At 56.2% G+C, this 14,863-nt stretch carries 15 protein-coding genes; 3 read left to right on the forward strand and 12 right to left on the reverse strand.

What is annotated here, in order from left to right; all coding sequences use genetic code 11:
• Positions 1 to 141 precede the first annotated feature (141 nt).
• From PMI28_RS21100 to PMI28_RS30485, 5 genes are all read right to left on the reverse strand, one after another.
• On the reverse strand, positions 142 to 1,536 hold the full coding sequence (locus tag PMI28_RS21100) for an undecaprenyl-phosphate glucose phosphotransferase (RefSeq protein ID WP_007984349.1): 1,395 nt from the start codon (positions 1,534 to 1,536) through the stop codon (positions 142 to 144).
• Positions 1,537 to 1,887: 351 nt separating this feature from the next.
• Positions 1,888 to 2,574, reverse strand: a complete 687-nt coding sequence (locus PMI28_RS21095; RefSeq protein WP_007984353.1) for a winged helix-turn-helix domain-containing protein — start codon at positions 2,572 to 2,574, stop codon at positions 1,888 to 1,890.
• A gap of 34 nt (positions 2,575 to 2,608) precedes the next feature.
• Complete coding sequence (locus PMI28_RS21090; RefSeq protein WP_177318958.1) at positions 2,609 to 3,196, reverse strand: EAL domain-containing protein; 588 nt, start codon at positions 3,194 to 3,196, stop codon at positions 2,609 to 2,611.
• Positions 3,197 to 3,381: 185 nt separating this feature from the next.
• On the reverse strand, positions 3,382 to 4,122 hold the full coding sequence (locus PMI28_RS21085; protein ID WP_050548686.1) for a winged helix-turn-helix domain-containing protein: 741 nt from the start codon (positions 4,120 to 4,122) through the stop codon (positions 3,382 to 3,384).
• A gap of 203 nt (positions 4,123 to 4,325) precedes the next feature.
• Entirely contained in the window at positions 4,326 to 4,652 is a 327-nt protein-coding gene (locus PMI28_RS30485; RefSeq protein ID WP_157395756.1) for a hypothetical protein, read from the reverse strand.
• Positions 4,653 to 4,730: 78 nt separating this feature from the next.
• Here PMI28_RS30485 and PMI28_RS21080 point away from each other — a divergent pair, with 78 nt between their 5' ends.
• Positions 4,731 to 5,564 (forward strand): undecaprenyl-diphosphate phosphatase, encoded by an 834-nt coding sequence (locus PMI28_RS21080; protein ID WP_007984360.1) that lies wholly within the window; start codon positions 4,731 to 4,733, stop codon positions 5,562 to 5,564.
• Positions 5,565 to 5,614: 50 nt separating this feature from the next.
• On the opposite strand, the gene dusA is transcribed toward PMI28_RS21080, so the two are convergent.
• Complete coding sequence (gene dusA / locus PMI28_RS21075; RefSeq protein WP_007984363.1) at positions 5,615 to 6,610, reverse strand: tRNA dihydrouridine(20/20a) synthase DusA; 996 nt, start codon at positions 6,608 to 6,610, stop codon at positions 5,615 to 5,617.
• A 211-nt stretch (positions 6,611 to 6,821) separates the two neighbouring features.
• Here dusA and PMI28_RS21070 point away from each other — a divergent pair, with 211 nt between their 5' ends.
• Positions 6,822 to 7,043 (forward strand): hypothetical protein, encoded by a 222-nt coding sequence (locus PMI28_RS21070; protein ID WP_007984365.1) that lies wholly within the window; start codon positions 6,822 to 6,824, stop codon positions 7,041 to 7,043.
• A gap of 277 nt (positions 7,044 to 7,320) precedes the next feature.
• Here the strand turns inward: PMI28_RS21070 and PMI28_RS21065 are convergent, their stop codons facing one another.
• From PMI28_RS21065 to PMI28_RS21040, 6 genes are all read right to left on the reverse strand, one after another.
• Positions 7,321 to 8,082, reverse strand: coding sequence for a transporter substrate-binding domain-containing protein (locus PMI28_RS21065; protein ID WP_007984367.1), 762 nt, complete (start codon positions 8,080 to 8,082; stop codon positions 7,321 to 7,323).
• Positions 8,083 to 8,188: 106 nt separating this feature from the next.
• Complete coding sequence (gene copD, locus PMI28_RS21060; protein WP_007984369.1) at positions 8,189 to 9,112, reverse strand: copper homeostasis membrane protein CopD; 924 nt, start codon at positions 9,110 to 9,112, stop codon at positions 8,189 to 8,191.
• Positions 9,113 to 9,115: 3 nt separating this feature from the next.
• Positions 9,116 to 9,499, reverse strand: a complete 384-nt coding sequence (gene copC / locus PMI28_RS21055; RefSeq protein ID WP_007984371.1) for a copper homeostasis periplasmic binding protein CopC — start codon at positions 9,497 to 9,499, stop codon at positions 9,116 to 9,118.
• A 52-nt stretch (positions 9,500 to 9,551) separates the two neighbouring features.
• Positions 9,552 to 10,415, reverse strand: a complete 864-nt coding sequence (locus PMI28_RS21050; RefSeq protein ID WP_007984373.1) for a copper resistance protein B — start codon at positions 10,413 to 10,415, stop codon at positions 9,552 to 9,554.
• 10 nt (positions 10,416 to 10,425) lie between these two features.
• Positions 10,426 to 12,132: a copper resistance system multicopper oxidase gene (locus PMI28_RS21045; RefSeq protein ID WP_007984375.1), complete on the reverse strand. Its 1,707-nt coding sequence runs from the start codon at positions 12,130 to 12,132 to the stop codon at positions 10,426 to 10,428.
• Between the two features lie 108 nt (positions 12,133 to 12,240).
• Positions 12,241 to 12,942, reverse strand: a complete 702-nt coding sequence (locus tag PMI28_RS21040) for a murein L,D-transpeptidase catalytic domain family protein (protein WP_007984377.1) — start codon at positions 12,940 to 12,942, stop codon at positions 12,241 to 12,243.
• Positions 12,943 to 13,023: 81 nt separating this feature from the next.
• On the opposite strand from PMI28_RS21040, the gene PMI28_RS21035 reads away from it, so the two are divergent.
• On the forward strand, positions 13,024 to 14,781 hold the full coding sequence (locus tag PMI28_RS21035) for a L,D-transpeptidase family protein (protein ID WP_007984379.1): 1,758 nt from the start codon (positions 13,024 to 13,026) through the stop codon (positions 14,779 to 14,781).
• The last annotated feature ends 82 nt before the right edge of the window (positions 14,782 to 14,863 follow it).

The following is a 14,863-nucleotide window of genomic DNA, read 5'->3' on the forward strand; positions in this document are numbered from 1 at the left end:
GAACATCGCCGGGAAAGTCGACAGCAGAACAACCTGTCGCTGCAGTTGCAGGCGTGGCTGGTGAAAGATCCAGCCACGAGTGACGAGGCTAACGCAGTGCGCAAATGGCTTGCTTCTCCTGGTTAGCCTGCAGGTGCACCATCAATAAATGTCTTTCGACAACAAGGTGAACGGCGTCTTCAGCAGGATTTTCACATCCAGCCACAACGACCAGTTATTGATGTACTTAAGGTCGATCTCGACGCGCTTCTGCATCTTGTCGATGGTGTCGGTCTCGCCGCGGCAACCGTTGATTTGAGCCAGTCCGGTGATCCCCGGTTTGATTCGGTGGCGCGCCATGTAGGCGAGAATCTTGCCGGAGTAGTAGTTATTGTGCGCAACGGCATGAGGGCGTGGCCCGACCAGCGCCATATGGCCCTGCAAGACGTTGAACAATTGCGGCAACTCATCGATGGAAGTGCGACGGATAAAGCGCCCGATCGGGGTGATCCGCGAGTCGTTACGACTGGCTTGCTTGACCTCGTGATCGTCGTGCACACGCATCGAGCGAAACTTCCAGACCTTGATGACCTTCCCGTTCCACCCGTGACGGTCCTGTTTGAAAAATACCGGACCATGGGAGGTGAGTTTGACGGCCAGGCCAATGATCAACAGTAGCGGGCTTAGAGCGATAATGGCCATCAGCGCCACGCTTTTATCGAGCAGGCTTTTGCTCAACGCGGCAGTGGGTTGGCTGGTCAGCGGGCATTCAATCAAATGGATTGCCGGCATGCCATCCACATCACTGACCGAGTGATTGAGCAGCGTCAGGCTGTTCAAGCCCGGGACCCAGACCACATCTACGTTGGCATCCAGCAAGTCGACATACATTTCTTCGATTTGTGCCGCTTCGCTCAGGGGTAGCGTGATGTACAGGCGTCGGATGTCATGAGTCTTGATCAGTTCGAGTAGTTCCTCTTGCGGGCCTACGACAGGTGGCGCGCCTGTCTCCAGCAAAGGGGGGGTGTCGGAGCTTACCAGGCCGACCAATGGGAAGTGCTCGAGAGCACGAAGCTTGTTAGCCAATCCCAGCGCCAGCTCGCCAGTACCCACAATCAGCGTTCTACGCTCAATTTGAAGCGTCCGTTGGTAGTACTTCGAAAAACCATGCAGCGGGATGTACAGCAGCGCCTGCGCGATGTAGCTGCAGACAGCCCATATCAGAATGATTTGACGAGAAAACAGTTCATTAGCCTTGCAGAGAAAGGCGACAATAGCTAACGCCGCCAGTGTCATTGACCAACCCATCAGGAGTCTTACCAAGCCCTCCAGGAAATTGTCTTTCTTTGCGTAGACACCACACCAGGAATAGGCTGGAACCGATGCAAGCACAGTAAGCGTTGCGCATACTCGATAATAGAACTCAACCGTACCCGTCTGGTAATAAACCAATATTAATAACAGGGCAACAACAAGGCCTTGGCCAAGTATCCACTGTCCCCAGAAGGTCAGTCCTTTGAGGGTGGTATTTCGATTGATACGAAGATTGTTAACCATACGATATCCCCAAAATACGTCCATTCGCGTTTCGACAGACAAGAGCCAAAATTAATGCAGTAAGAGTTGTTTTTGTTGTTAGATGGCGGAGCATTGATGATCGAAACGCCAAGAGGGCGGCGTCGTCATCAATGCATAGGTTAATTTATTAGTGCAAGCACTGTCTGACGACTTTTAACGAGTGGATGGTGTATGGGATTGATATATATGGGCGAGAAACGCGTTAGAAATAGTCTGGCTTCAGCTTTTTTAACGCGACTTTATAGAGGGGTGGTGAGGCAGATAGGGGGGGTAAAATGGCGTGCTTTTTTATTGTTGTATTGCACTGCCGGGGCGAACAATCTTAATTGCTCAAACTGGATTTTTCACGCGTACGATTTTCTGTATCAGGCAGTACCCGCGATTCCTGACGGCACGAAAAAGACGTTCACCATTACTGGCGTTTTTAAACTTTTCCTGTAACCGGCTTAGACACATTTCGAGACCCCGATAATGTTCAGGTTCTCTGCCGATGCTGCGGATAAGATCGTCCTTGCTGACCACGCGATCATCATGGTGCAGCATTTTTTTAAGCAGTGTGGCCTCCAGGCCAGTCAAGACAATTTCCACGTCATCTTTGATCAACGCGTCGCTGCCATCGCTCAGTCGCCAGGTTTCAGTCAGTGGCGTGTGCGGTATGGCCGTCTGGGGGGTGTATTCCTGGGTGTCGTCTCTGGAGTTGCCCACAGTTGATGTGAAGTGAGTGAATTTAGTTACGGATTGGGCAGCTTGCCATTCGGACTTGAACGTCGAAAGGATGCGCTGAGTATCATGCTTGATAACCGGCGGGACCATTCTGGCCACATGCGGGGAAATGAATTCCATTAGCTTGGGGGCAGAAGTGGGTGGCGCAACACCTTCAAAAAACATCTTTGCCTGTGAAGTACCATAAGTGTTATATCGCTTGCTGGACAGTAATGCCTCAAGCTCCAGTTGTAGTGCAGGGTTGTGAGTAACTACCACAAAGTATTTTCTTGGGAGGGTTGTGCTGCTATCCATGGCTCTCTCCTGTGTTGCACGTCTGGGTGTCGATTTAAAGGTTGTCGGCAGGGGAGTAGTGACTCCCTTGAAAGTAATCAAAGGGCAGCGCGCGTGCCAGTATATGGCTGGCAGCATGCTCGACTCTGTCCGCTATAAAGGAGACTTTAGTGTTGTGACTGAGCATGGTCATACGTTCGTGCAGACGATTGAATAACTCCGGATTGCCACTGAGCTTGAGGCTCAAGTCTAGAGAGGAAATGGAAATCTTTATATAGTCGAATAGATTCATGGTTGTAAAGATTTCGATACGTTCATCGTCGATGTTGTAGTCGTCGAGTGCGATTTCTATACCGTGATCTTTCAATAGATATACGTTGTGAAGGATTTTCTTTTTTTCTGCGAAACTGACCGCCGAGAGGGGGAGCTCATTGAGTGCGATAACCAGTGTCTGGCCCAATTCGCGCAGAGTGGCGCCGGCCTGTATCAACTCTTCTGTGAGCGCAAAGTTGGCGAGATCTGACTGTCCTACGCAAACAAATCTACGGCTTAAGTATTTGTTTCCGTTAGTAGTGTTGCGATCTTTTAGCGAGAAGGCAATGAGCCTGGTTTGCATCAGTACTTCACTGTAGATCCCACTCATCTGATACGCCTCTGGCGCGTAGGACGCGGAAGCAGAGTCGTCAAAATGTATTCTGATCTCGCTGCCAAACGGGCAGTCATCCCGAGTGAGGATCAATTGTCGAGACAGGTAATGCTCAGCGTGATCGTAAAGTGGCACGCTCCCTGTTGCGTTCATAATACAGAAACTCCCTTCTACATTAAAAATCAGGTTGTCGAGATCAGACCCCTGATTAAACGATATCCATGCCCGCGAATACTTTGTATGGCGTTGGTGCCGTACATGCCTTTTATTTTGCCGCGAAGGCGGCTGATGGATTTTTCCAAGGCTCTTGGATCATAAAAATTAATATTAAGGCCCATGACGTTGGCGATTTCATCATGGCTTAATATATGATTTTTTGTTTGCGAAAAAGCCTCAAGAATTCTCATTTCCGCAAACGATACGTCAAGTCTTTTATAGTCCCCAATAAGGCACATGCGAGTGGGGTCTAAAAACAGGCTGTTTTTCCTCTGCCATTCCGGGCTGTCAAAAAACTCGGAAAGTACCTCGGCATTTTCGTCGGGGGTACTGTTGAGATTTATGCAGTAATCGGCTCCCGCAAGATAGTACTTCATCTTGTTGAAGGTGCCTGGACCGATGATGGCTGCGGAAATTATTGACGCCAGATTGTCGGCGCGAAGGCCTTCGATCAAGGTGAGGCTTTCAGCAATCGCTTGAGGGCTTTCAATAACGATAAAGATCGCACGGTATGAATTAGGACTCTTGTTCCTATTGAATGAGTTGCTGTAGCACATTGCATCAACGGCAATATCCTTGCCTACGTGGCTTGCGACTAATTCCCTAAAGCCCTCAGCTAGCGTATGGGTTCGACCGATGGTGAGAATACCTGTCTCCTCCTTCACTTCGCTGTGGCCTGAAGTCGTTATTTTCCCTATAAGCATCATGCTTTGACTCGGATGGGTGCTGGCATTCGAATGTTAAAGCACCCATTCTCAATTGTGACTGACAATTGGTAACATTTCATCGGAATTTGAAGCAGTCGACACGTTTTTTCTAACATTGTTGATGAATCTGACGTGATCGCTTGCTCTTTCGCGGTATGGGCGGGGGAATGCCCGGGACACTTTGTGCTAGGTGGAGCATAGCATTATGCCATCTTTTGCGTCGGCGTCCCGATTTTTCGAGCCCATAGGCTGTACATGTGGCTGAAGGTTGTATCGCGCTTCGTTTCATATCCAGGGAGTATCAAGTCTTGAAAATTTCTTGTTTGCCAGATGCACTCAAGCTTTTTTTGTGAGGATATATCCATTAATAACTGATCTATAACTTTTTGCGGGTCAGTGCTAGTGGTGGACATTTGATAACGACCAGTTTTAATGCGCGGCTTAATGCGTTTTACTCTCGTGTTGGCCAAACGGGTTTCATCAGGGCTAACTAACGTCAGGTCTGATATTTTTCTTTTCTGGATGCGCATTGTTGCGATGAAGTCCAAATGTTCGAACAGTCAACAGACCCTTCACACGAGCACTGCAAGGGTCTAAACGGGGGATAAATGGATTTTTGGACAACCTTCACAGTGTTGATTTTAGGTATGGTCGAAGGGCTCACGGAGTTTCTGCCCATATCAAGTACCGGGCACCAGATCATTGTGGCGGACTTGCTCGACTTCGATGGCGAGCGGGCGATGGCCTTTAACATCATTATTCAACTGGGGGCGATTCTGGCGGTGGTCTGGGAGTTCCGACGCAAGATCCTCGAGATCGTCAGCGGTTTACCAACCCAACGCAATGCACAACGTTTTACCTTGAATCTATTGATCGGCTTTATACCGGCCGTTGTCCTGGGTGTTCTGTTCGCCGACAAGATTCACGAGTACCTGTTCAACCCGATCACCGTGGCAATGGCACTGGTTGTGGGTGGCATCATCATGTTGTGGGCCGAGCGACGTGAACATGTGGTGTACGTTGATCACGTCGACGATATGCGCTGGACGGACGCCCTCAAAGTTGGTTTCGCGCAATGCCTGGCGATGATTCCCGGTACTTCACGCTCGGGATCGACCATTATCGGGGGGCTGTTGTTTGGTTTGTCGCGCAAGGCGGCGACCGAGTTTTCCTTCTTTCTGGCCATGCCGACCATGGTCGGCGCCGCGGTGTACTCGGGGTACAAGTACCGCGACCTGTTTCAGGCCAGTGACCTGCCGGTCTTTGCCCTGGGCTTCGTGACAGCATTCGTGTTCGCCATGATTGCCGTACGGGGTCTGCTCAAGTTCATCGCCAGCCACAGTTACGCCGTGTTCGCCTGGTATCGCATTGCCTTCGGTTTACTGATCCTGGCGACCTGGGTATTCGGTTGGGTCAACTGGACTGAAGCGGCGGCGGTCTGAACAACAGCACCAGGTTGCGTGGCTTGCAACTTGGTGCTTCATGCTGACGCTTAACGTCCTTCCAGCAATTGCGCTGCCTGATCCAGCAACGCCAAAGGCTCTTTAGCCTTGTGAATATCCACCGACAATAGCTGCCGAAATTTGCGTGCTCCCGGAAACCCGGTGCCCAGCCCAAGTACATGCCGGGTGATGTGGTGCATCGAACCACCTGCAGCGATATGCGCCGCTATATAAGGACGCAACTGCGCCAGCGCCTCAGCCCGGCTGATCACCGGCGCCGAACTGCCGAACAACTGCTGATCCACCTCGGCCATCACATAAGGGTTGTGATACGCCTCACGGCCCAGCATCACGCCATCAAATGTCTGCAAATGCTCATGGCAGGCTTCCAGCGTCTTGATCCCGCCGTTCAGAATAATCTCCAACTCCGGAAAATCCGCCTTCAACCGCGCGGCCACGTCATAGCGCAGAGGCGGAATGTCGCGGTTTTCCTTCGGTGACAACCCTTCCAGAATCGCGATCCGCGCATGCACCGTAAAACTCGTGCACCCGGCATCCCGTACCGTGCCGACGAAATCACACAGTTCTTCGTAACTGTCGCGCCCATTAATGCCGATACGGTGCTTGACCGTCACCGGAATCGACACCGCATCACGCATCGCCTTCACACAATCGGCCACCAACTGCGGATGCCCCATCAGGCACGCGCCGATCATATTGTTCTGCACCCGATCACTCGGGCAGCCGACATTCAGATTGACTTCATCGTATCCATGGTCTTGCGCCATGCGTGCGCAGGCAGCCAAGTCCAGTGGGACACTGCCGCCGAGTTGCAGGGCGAGCGGGTGTTCGGCTTCGTTGTGACGCAGGAAGCGGTCGTGGTCGCCGTTAAGAAGCGCGCCAGTGGTGACCATTTCGGTGTAGAGAAGCGCGTGCCTGGAAAGCAGGCGCAGGAAAAAACGGCAATGGCGATCGGTCCAATCCATCATCGGCGCAACGCTGAAGCGGCGGGAGAGTGGGGTGGGTGTGGCGTTGGTTACGGGCATGGGGGATCTGGAATCGGTGAGGCTGGGAGGGCGGAGAGTTTATCAGGATTGGGGCTTGTGGGGTTTGGGTGAGTCCGGATACGCCAAAGTACACGCGCAATCTGAACCAACGCTGACTTGCCGAAAAGTTTCATGATGTGTCGTTGAAGTGAGGCATAGGATAAACACCAAAGGTCACGTCACCGCGTCTCACTCCCACAGGAAGAAAAAAATGTTCGCAAACCTCGTCAAAGTCTCGCTGATTGCCGGTGCTTTGTTGTTGAGCGCCTGTTCGGGTGTGAGCACCCATAGCGATTATTCGACCGACTCGGTGCAGCCGGCCGGCTTTGGTCCGGGGCCGACCAAGAGCAACCCCGACAAGATGAATTTCCATGGCAGCGCACTCGGCAATAGCTTCGGCGAATACGGTTCAGGTTTGCTGCACGACGATTGATACGTGGTCCGCAATGAAAAAGGGCGCTCCTTTGGGAGTAATGCCAGTCAGTAAAAGCGGTAATGCGATCTGTAGCAGCTGCCGAGCCCGCGAGGCGGCGTTCGACTGCATAGCAGTCGTGAGTCCAGCTGACGCGGCCTGCCTGACGTACCGCAATGACTGATTTTACGACTGCTTCGCAGCCGAACGCAGCCTCGCGGGCTCGGCAGCTGCTACAAAGTATCTGACTGGCATTACTCTTTTGGGAGTGCCCTTTTTTGTGAGAAAAAAACATCCGTTACTTGGCGTCAGGCACCGCCAGCCACTTCCGCAGAATTTTCTGGTAATTGCCCGTCGCCTTGGCCAGGTGTAGCCACTGATCGATGTACTGTTGCCAGGTGATGTCGTCGCGGGGCAGCAGGTAAGCCTTTTCACCGTATTGCATGTAGAGCGTGGGGTTGACTGCGCACAGGCCCGGTTTGAGCTTCTGCTGATACAGCGCCTCGGATGCGTCGGTGATCATTACGTCAGCCTTTTTATCCAGCAGTTGCTGGAAGATGCTCACGTTATCGTGCAGTTGCAATTGCGCTTGGGGCAGGTAGGCGTGAACGAACGCTTCGTTGGTGCCGCCGGCAGGTTCGACCAGGCGAACCGAGGGCTGATTGATCTGTTCGACGGTCTGGTATAGCGCCTGGTCTTCGCAGCGCACCAAGGGGATTTTGCCGTCGACGCCCAGCGTGGTGCTGAAGAAGGCTTTTTTCTGGCGTTCCAGGGTGACCGAGATGCCGCCCATGGCAATGTCGCACTTGCCGGCGAGCATGTCGGGCATCAGGGTTTTCCAGGTGGTGGGCACCCACTCGACCTTGACGCCAAGGCTGTCGGCCAGAGTGCGGGCCATGGCGATGTCGATGCCGGAATACTCGCCGTCCTCGGATTTGAACGTGTAGGGCTTGTAGTCACCGGTGGTGCACACACGCAGTTGCCCCTGTTGCATGACGCTGTCCAGATGCGAAGGTTCTGCCTGGGCACCAAGGGAGAGTGCGAGCAAACCGCCGAGCATCATTGCTCTTTTGATTTTCTTCATTGTTATCGGTCTTTTGTGCAGAAGTGGTGTTGAAGCAGGGGAGTGTAGTGAAACATTCACCGCAGTGAAAAATGAATGCCCCCTAAAGATTGCTCATTTCCACTTCCGGACTCAACGTCCCCAACCACGCCACCAGCCCCACAATCACTACCGCAGCGGCCATTTCCAGCACCACGCTGCGCCGAAGTGCGTTAGCCGCCGCGCGATATTGGCCCACCCACAACGCCCGCTCCAGCAAGGGCCCAAGTTGAAAGCGGTTCAACGCCGCCAGCACCAGCATTCCGGCAAACAGCAGCACTTTGATAGCCAGTAAAATTCCGTAAATGCTGAGTAATGCCTCGTCGAGTTTCGGCCCGACGATGAACAGGTAGTTCACGACGCCCGTCACGGTGATGATCACAACAATCACCGCACCGATAAGTTCGAATCGCTTAACAGCGCGAGCCAGCAAGCGTATGTGTGCTTCGGTTTGCTGCGCCATCAACGCAAACGCAAGCAGCGCGCCGAGCCAGGCCCCCGCCGCCAACAGGTGCAGGATGTCCGATGCAAAGTGCCAGTAACGGCGACTGCCTTCGTCCATGGCGCCATGTCCGCTCCAGGCCAGGCTGGCGAGGGCGATGCCGCTGGCAGTGGCGGCGATCAACAGGCTGATGCCGGGCGCTCGTGGATTGAGCATTACCGCCAAACCCGCGACCGCCAACGCAATCATCCGCACAGCCCAGGCCAACCCCATTTCTGTCTCGAACAGCATCATCTCGAGGTGAGGACGCAACTCGGCAATGTCTGACTCACCGCTCATGGCGCGGACCATCAATACCATGCCAGCGATGGACAGCAGCGCGCCGAGCACGACTGTTCCCGTCAACAATCGGCGCAAAGGCAGCACCGTCCCGGATAGCCGTTGCTGTCCCTTAAGGCTGTAAAGCCCGAACAGCGCTACGCCAAACAACAGCATCAAATCCACATACAACACAAACCGCAGAACGACGTTGGCCGAGTCGCTCATCGATCATTTCACTTTGAACGTAACGTTGCCGGTGATCGGGTGGGTGTCCGACGACACCGCGCGCCATTCGACTTTGTAGGTGCCGGGAGTCAATGAGGCTGTCGGGGTGATGAACATGGTTTTCGGATCACTGCCGCCGCTGACCTTGGCCTTGACCGGCATCGGGGCGTGGGCCATGCCGGACATTTCGGTCATCAGCAGTTTTGCGCCGGAAAACTGGGTGACGAGATTTTCGGAAAAGTGCAGTTCGATCTTATCGGGTGGCGCGCCTGCCGCGCCTTCCGCTGGGGTGGAGGAGAGTAGTTTGGGGTGGGCTTGAGCGAGGGTGCTAATAAGCAGGCCGCTGAGCAACGCGATTGCGACGGCGGTGGGTTTGATGATGCGCATGCAAGGTCCTTTACCGCTTGAAGCGGTTGTTGTTGGTTTGAGGTAAGTCTGTTCAGAACCACAGCCGAACACCGAGCACGAGGCGTGCTTCGCTGCGGTCCTCGCCTTCGTTGTTGGCGTAGTCGGCGGTATTGCCGTAGGTGCGGTTCCAGGTCACGCCGAGGTAGGGCGCAAATTCCCGGCGGATTTCGTAGCGCAGGCGCAGGCCGGCTTCGGTGTTGGACAGCCCCGCGCCGACGCCCCGTTGCGGGTCGTTTTTGCCGTAGGCGTTGAGTTCGACGGTCGGCTGCAGGATCAGCCGGTTGGTCAGCAGGATGTCGTAGTCGCCTTCCAGCCGCACGGCGCTCTGGCCGCCTTCACCAATGAAGGCCGTGGCTTCGGCTTCGAAGTTGTACAGCGCCATGCCTTGCACGCCGAACGCGGCCCAGGTTTGCGGGGCGCCGGGTTTGAAATCCTGGCGCACGCCGCTGACCACGTCCCACCACGGGGAAATGGCGTGGCCCCACAGGGCCTGGATTTCCGCGTCCTCGGTCACGCCGTTGGTGCGCTCGCCTTCGGAGCGCAGCCACAGGCGATCAATGTCGCCGCCGACCCAGCCGGACAAATCCCAGGCCAGGGTGCTGCCGTCATCGGCGTCCTGCCACTCGAGTTTGTCGGCGAGGAAAAATGAATTGAGCGTGCTGTCATGTACGTGGTGACCGGCGGGATCTGCATACACGGCAGCGCGGTCGGCATCGGTCAGCATCGGGATCGGTGTGCGACTTTCGCTGGGCGCGGCGGGCTGCATCTGGCCTTCGTCCATGCCTTGCATCTGGCCGTGGTCCATCTGGCTGTGATCCATGCCTTGCATGTCATCGCTGGCGGCCATCGCCGTCGAAGTCACGAGTGCTAAAAAAACCGGGGTGAATCGAATCATGGGGTGCGCCTCATTCTTCCACGCGAACTTCACGGAACATGCCCATTTCCATGTGGTACAGGAGATGGCAGTGATAGGCCCAGCGGCCGAGCGCATCGGCGGTGACCCGATAGCTGCGCCGGGAGCCGGGAGGCATGTCGATGGTGTGTTTGCGCACCATGAACTGGCCGTTCTCGTCTTCGAGGTCGCTCCACATTCCGTGCAGGTGGATGGGGTGCATCATCATCGTGTCGTTGACCAAAACGATCCGCACGCGCTCGCCGTACTTGAGGCGCAGTGGTTGTGCATCAGAAAACTTCACACCGTTGAACGACCAGGCGAATTTTTCCATGTGGCCGGTCAGGTGCAGCTCGATGGTGCGGCCAGGTTCGCGGCCGTCCGGGTCTTCGAAGGTGCTGCGCAGGTCGGAATAGGTGAGCACGCGGCGCCCGTTGTTGCGCAGGCCCATGCCGGGATCGTCGAGTTTCGGCGAGGTAGACATGGCTTGCATGTCTACTAGCGGGTTGGCGGTTTCCGAGGCCGGGTGGGATTGCATGCCAGGCATGTCGCCCATGGCCATGTTGCTGTGATCCATGCCCGCCATGCTGCCGTGGTCCATGCCACCCATGCCCATGTCATCCATGGTCACCAGCGGGCGCGGGTCCAGTAGCGGCAGCGGCGCAACCCGTCCGGCCTTCACTGCCAGAGTGCCGCGTGCGTAACCGGTGCGATCCATCGCCTGGGCGAACAAGGTGTAGGCCTCTTCGGTCGGCTCGACGATAACGTCGAAGGTTTCCGCCACGGCAATGCGGAATTCGTCGACGCTCACCGGTTTGACGTGCAGGCCATCGGCGGCGACTACAGTCATTTTCAGGCCGGGGATGCGCACGTCGAAGTAGGTCATGGCGGAACCGTTGATGAAGCGCAGCCGCAGCTTTTCCCCCGGGCGGAACACCCCGGTCCAGTTCGTATCCGGCGCCTGGCCGTTGATCAGGTAGGTGTAAGTGGCACCACCGACGTCCGCCAGGTCGGTAGGATTCATCTTCATTTCGGCCCACATCGTGCGGTCGGCGACGGTCGGTCCCCAACCTTTCTCGCTGACATCGTGGATGAAGTCGCCCGCGGTGCGCTTGTGGTAGTTGTAGTAATCGGACTGCTTTTTCAGCGTCTTCATCAGGCCGGCCGGGTCTTCGTCGGTCCAGTCGCTGAGCATCACCACGTAGTCGCGATCGTACTGGAACGGCTCCGGGTCCTTGGCGTCGATCACCAGCGGGCCGTAGACGCCGGATTGCTCCTGAAAGCCCGAATGGCTGTGATACCAGTAGGTGCCGTTCTGCCGCACGGTGAACTGGTAGACGTACAAACCGCCCGGCTCGATGCCCTTGAAGCTCAGCCCCGGCACGCCGTCCATGTTGGCCGGCAGCAAGATGCCGTGCCAGTGAATGGACGTGCTGTCCTTGAGTTTGTTGCGCACCCGCAGTGTCACCGTATCGCCTTCACGCCAGCGCAGCAGTGGGCCGGGAATGCCGCCGTTGATGGTCAGTGCGGTGCGCGGGGTGCCGGTGAAGTTGACCGGGGATTCGCCGATCAACAGGTCGAAATCTTTACCGGCCAGCACCTGCGGTTCGCCGGGACTGCTGATCGCCCAGACAGGCGTGCGCCATAACCCGAGGCCGCCGAACAGCCCGCCGATGGCCAGCCCTTTGACGAAGGTGCGTCTTGAAGTGTGGGAATGCATGCCGTGTGTTCCGCCCGTCAGCCTGTTGAACTTGTCGACGAGGCTAGAGGGCGGTGCCTTTCAGCAGGCTGAGGCGGGGATTACAGTTTTGACAGGTGGGGGCGTTGCTTACTGGCGTGACGTGGACTTTTCCCTCGAGGCCACAGTGTCGCTGCCGCAGTTGATGTAGGACGACGACTTCAACCAGCGCTGGTCCGGGTAGTAGGAAAACAACAACTGGCCGTCCTTCATCGAATCGATCAGCCGATGGGCAATCGCCGGTCTGACGGCCGGGCAACCCAGGCTGCGGCCGATCCGTCCATTGGCGCGGGCCAGCACCGGGCTCACGTAGGGCGCGCCGTGAATGACGATGGCCCGGTCATAGGCGTTGTCGTTGAAACCGGGCTCCAGGCCTTCCATGCGCAACGAGTATCCGTTCTGGCCGCGGTAGCTTTCCTGAGTGCGGAACAGGCCGAGGCTGGTGGCGTAGCTTTCATTCTGGTTGGAGAACAGCGTCGCCATGTTTTCGCCGCTGTTGCGGCCATGGGCGACGAGTTCGTGAAACAGCAACTTGCGCCGTTTAAGATCGAAGACCCACAGACGTTGTTCAGTCGAGGGCAGGGAGTAATCGATCACCGCCAGTCTTTGGGCTGGGGCGATACCTTGGGCACGGCTGCATTGGGTGGCACGAACGGCCAGGGCAATCACTTTGGCGTCGGCGCCTGGTGCTGCTTTGACCAGCGCGTTTTCAAGCGAATCGGCGTAGGCTGACGTTACTGAAAGGCACGTCAGTAAAATGGCAAATAAAAGGCCAAAGCGGTTTAGCGCCATAGTCGGGTCTCATCATGATAATTTCGAGTCTAGCAGCGCGCGGGAAGCTAGCCGCTTGAAACGGGAGATTAAGGATTATCCATGGTGCAATTAACAAGGTCATTCGTCATAAGCCGCATATTTTTTATGGGCTTTCTGATCAGTGGTGCAGCGCTTGCGCAAACTTCGCCGATCGAGCCGGTATCTGCTGCGAGTAGCACCATCGATGCCGCGGCGCCCGACGATGCGGTTGGCCAGGCGATTCAGGCGACGCTGGAGCCGCTGCGAACGGCTTTTCCACCGTTGCTCACCTCCAGGCGCCATCAGCGTGTGGATGTCAGCCGGGTGGTGCTGGATTTCTATATGCATCGCAACTATCGCGCCGCATGGGCCGATGATCGTGATGTGGCCCAGTTATTCAAGAGCCTCGAAGACACCCGGATCGACGGCTTGAATCCGGCGGATTTTCGCATCACCGAACTGGCTCAAGCCCATGAATCGCTGGTAGCGGCCGTGCCTTCCACGGCGCAACGGGCGATGTTCGACATGGCGGCGACCCGCACGTTCATCACCGCGCTGCTGCAACTGCGACGGGGCAAGGTCGATCCGGCGCGACTGGACATTCACTGGAATTTCGATCCTGCCGGCGGTGATGCCCGCGAGGACATGAACAACCTGTTTGCCGCCCTCGATGCCCATGACGTGGCGCGTGCATTCGCCGAGGCGCCTCCTCAAGAAGAGATTTACCGCAATTTGCGTGAGGGCCTGGCCCGGTTGCGCCAGGTCCGTGATGCGGGCGGCTGGCCGAAAGTCACCGAAGGGCAATCGCTCAAGCCCGGCATGGACGGGGTGGCGGTTGCACAATTGCGTGCGCGTCTGGTGGCGGGCGGTTACCTGGACTCGCACCTGTCGAAAAAGGCCGGTTACGACGGCAAGGTCATTGCCGCGGTGAAGAAGTATCAGACCGAGCAATACCTGGGTGCCGATGGCGTGGCGGGGGCGGCGACGCTGGCGGCGCTGAACGTGCCTGTAGAGGCGCGGATCGATCAGGTGCGGGTCAACATGGAGCGCGCCCGCTGGCTGTTGTACAAACTTCAGGGCACGTTCGTGATCGTCGATATCGCCGGATACAAGGTGGCGATGTACCGCGACGGTCTGCCGATCTGGCGTTCACGGGTGCAAGTCGGTAAACCGGTGCGCAGTACGCCGGTGTTCCAGGCCGAAATCACCTACATCACGTTCAACCCCACCTGGACCGTGCCGCCGACCATCCTCAAGCAGGACGTGATTCCAAAAATCCAGAACGATCCTGGCTATCTGGAGGCCAACCGGATTCGCGTGATTGATCGCGAAGGCAATGTGCTCGATCCGTCGAGTGTTGACTGGAACAACCCGCGTGGCATCCATCTGCGTCAGGATGCCGGGCCCGACAGTTCGCTGGGGCAGGTGGTGATCCGCTTCCCCAACGACTATGCGATTTACCTGCATGACACGCCGCACCGCGAGTTGTTTGCCAAAACGGTTCGGGCCACCAGTTCAGGCTGCATCCGTGTGGAAAACCCGTTGCAGCTGGTCGAGCTGTTGTTCAACGACCCGGTGCGCTGGAACAGCGACGGCATTCAGAAGCAGCTGGCCAATGGCAGGACCGAGAACATCCTGCTGCCGGTGAAAGTGCCGGTGCTGTTGGCCTATTGGACCGTGGACCTGAGCAATGACGGGCGGGTGACGTTCAAACCCGACATTTATGATTACGATGCCAGGGTGCTGCAAGGCTTGAGTCAGCCTGTGAAGTTGCCCGCTCTGGACTTGCGTCGTGCAGAGATACCGCTGGTGGTGACGGGGCAGAGCAATCAACCCTGAAAGGGTAAAAAAGGCGCCACTGGGGCTAATGCCAGTCAGTTAAGCAATTTCAGCCGCGACACCCTTTGTAGCAGCTGCCGAG

This window comes from Pseudomonas sp. GM48, assembly GCF_000282335.1.
Taxonomy (GTDB): Bacteria; Pseudomonadota; Gammaproteobacteria; order Pseudomonadales; family Pseudomonadaceae; genus Aquipseudomonas.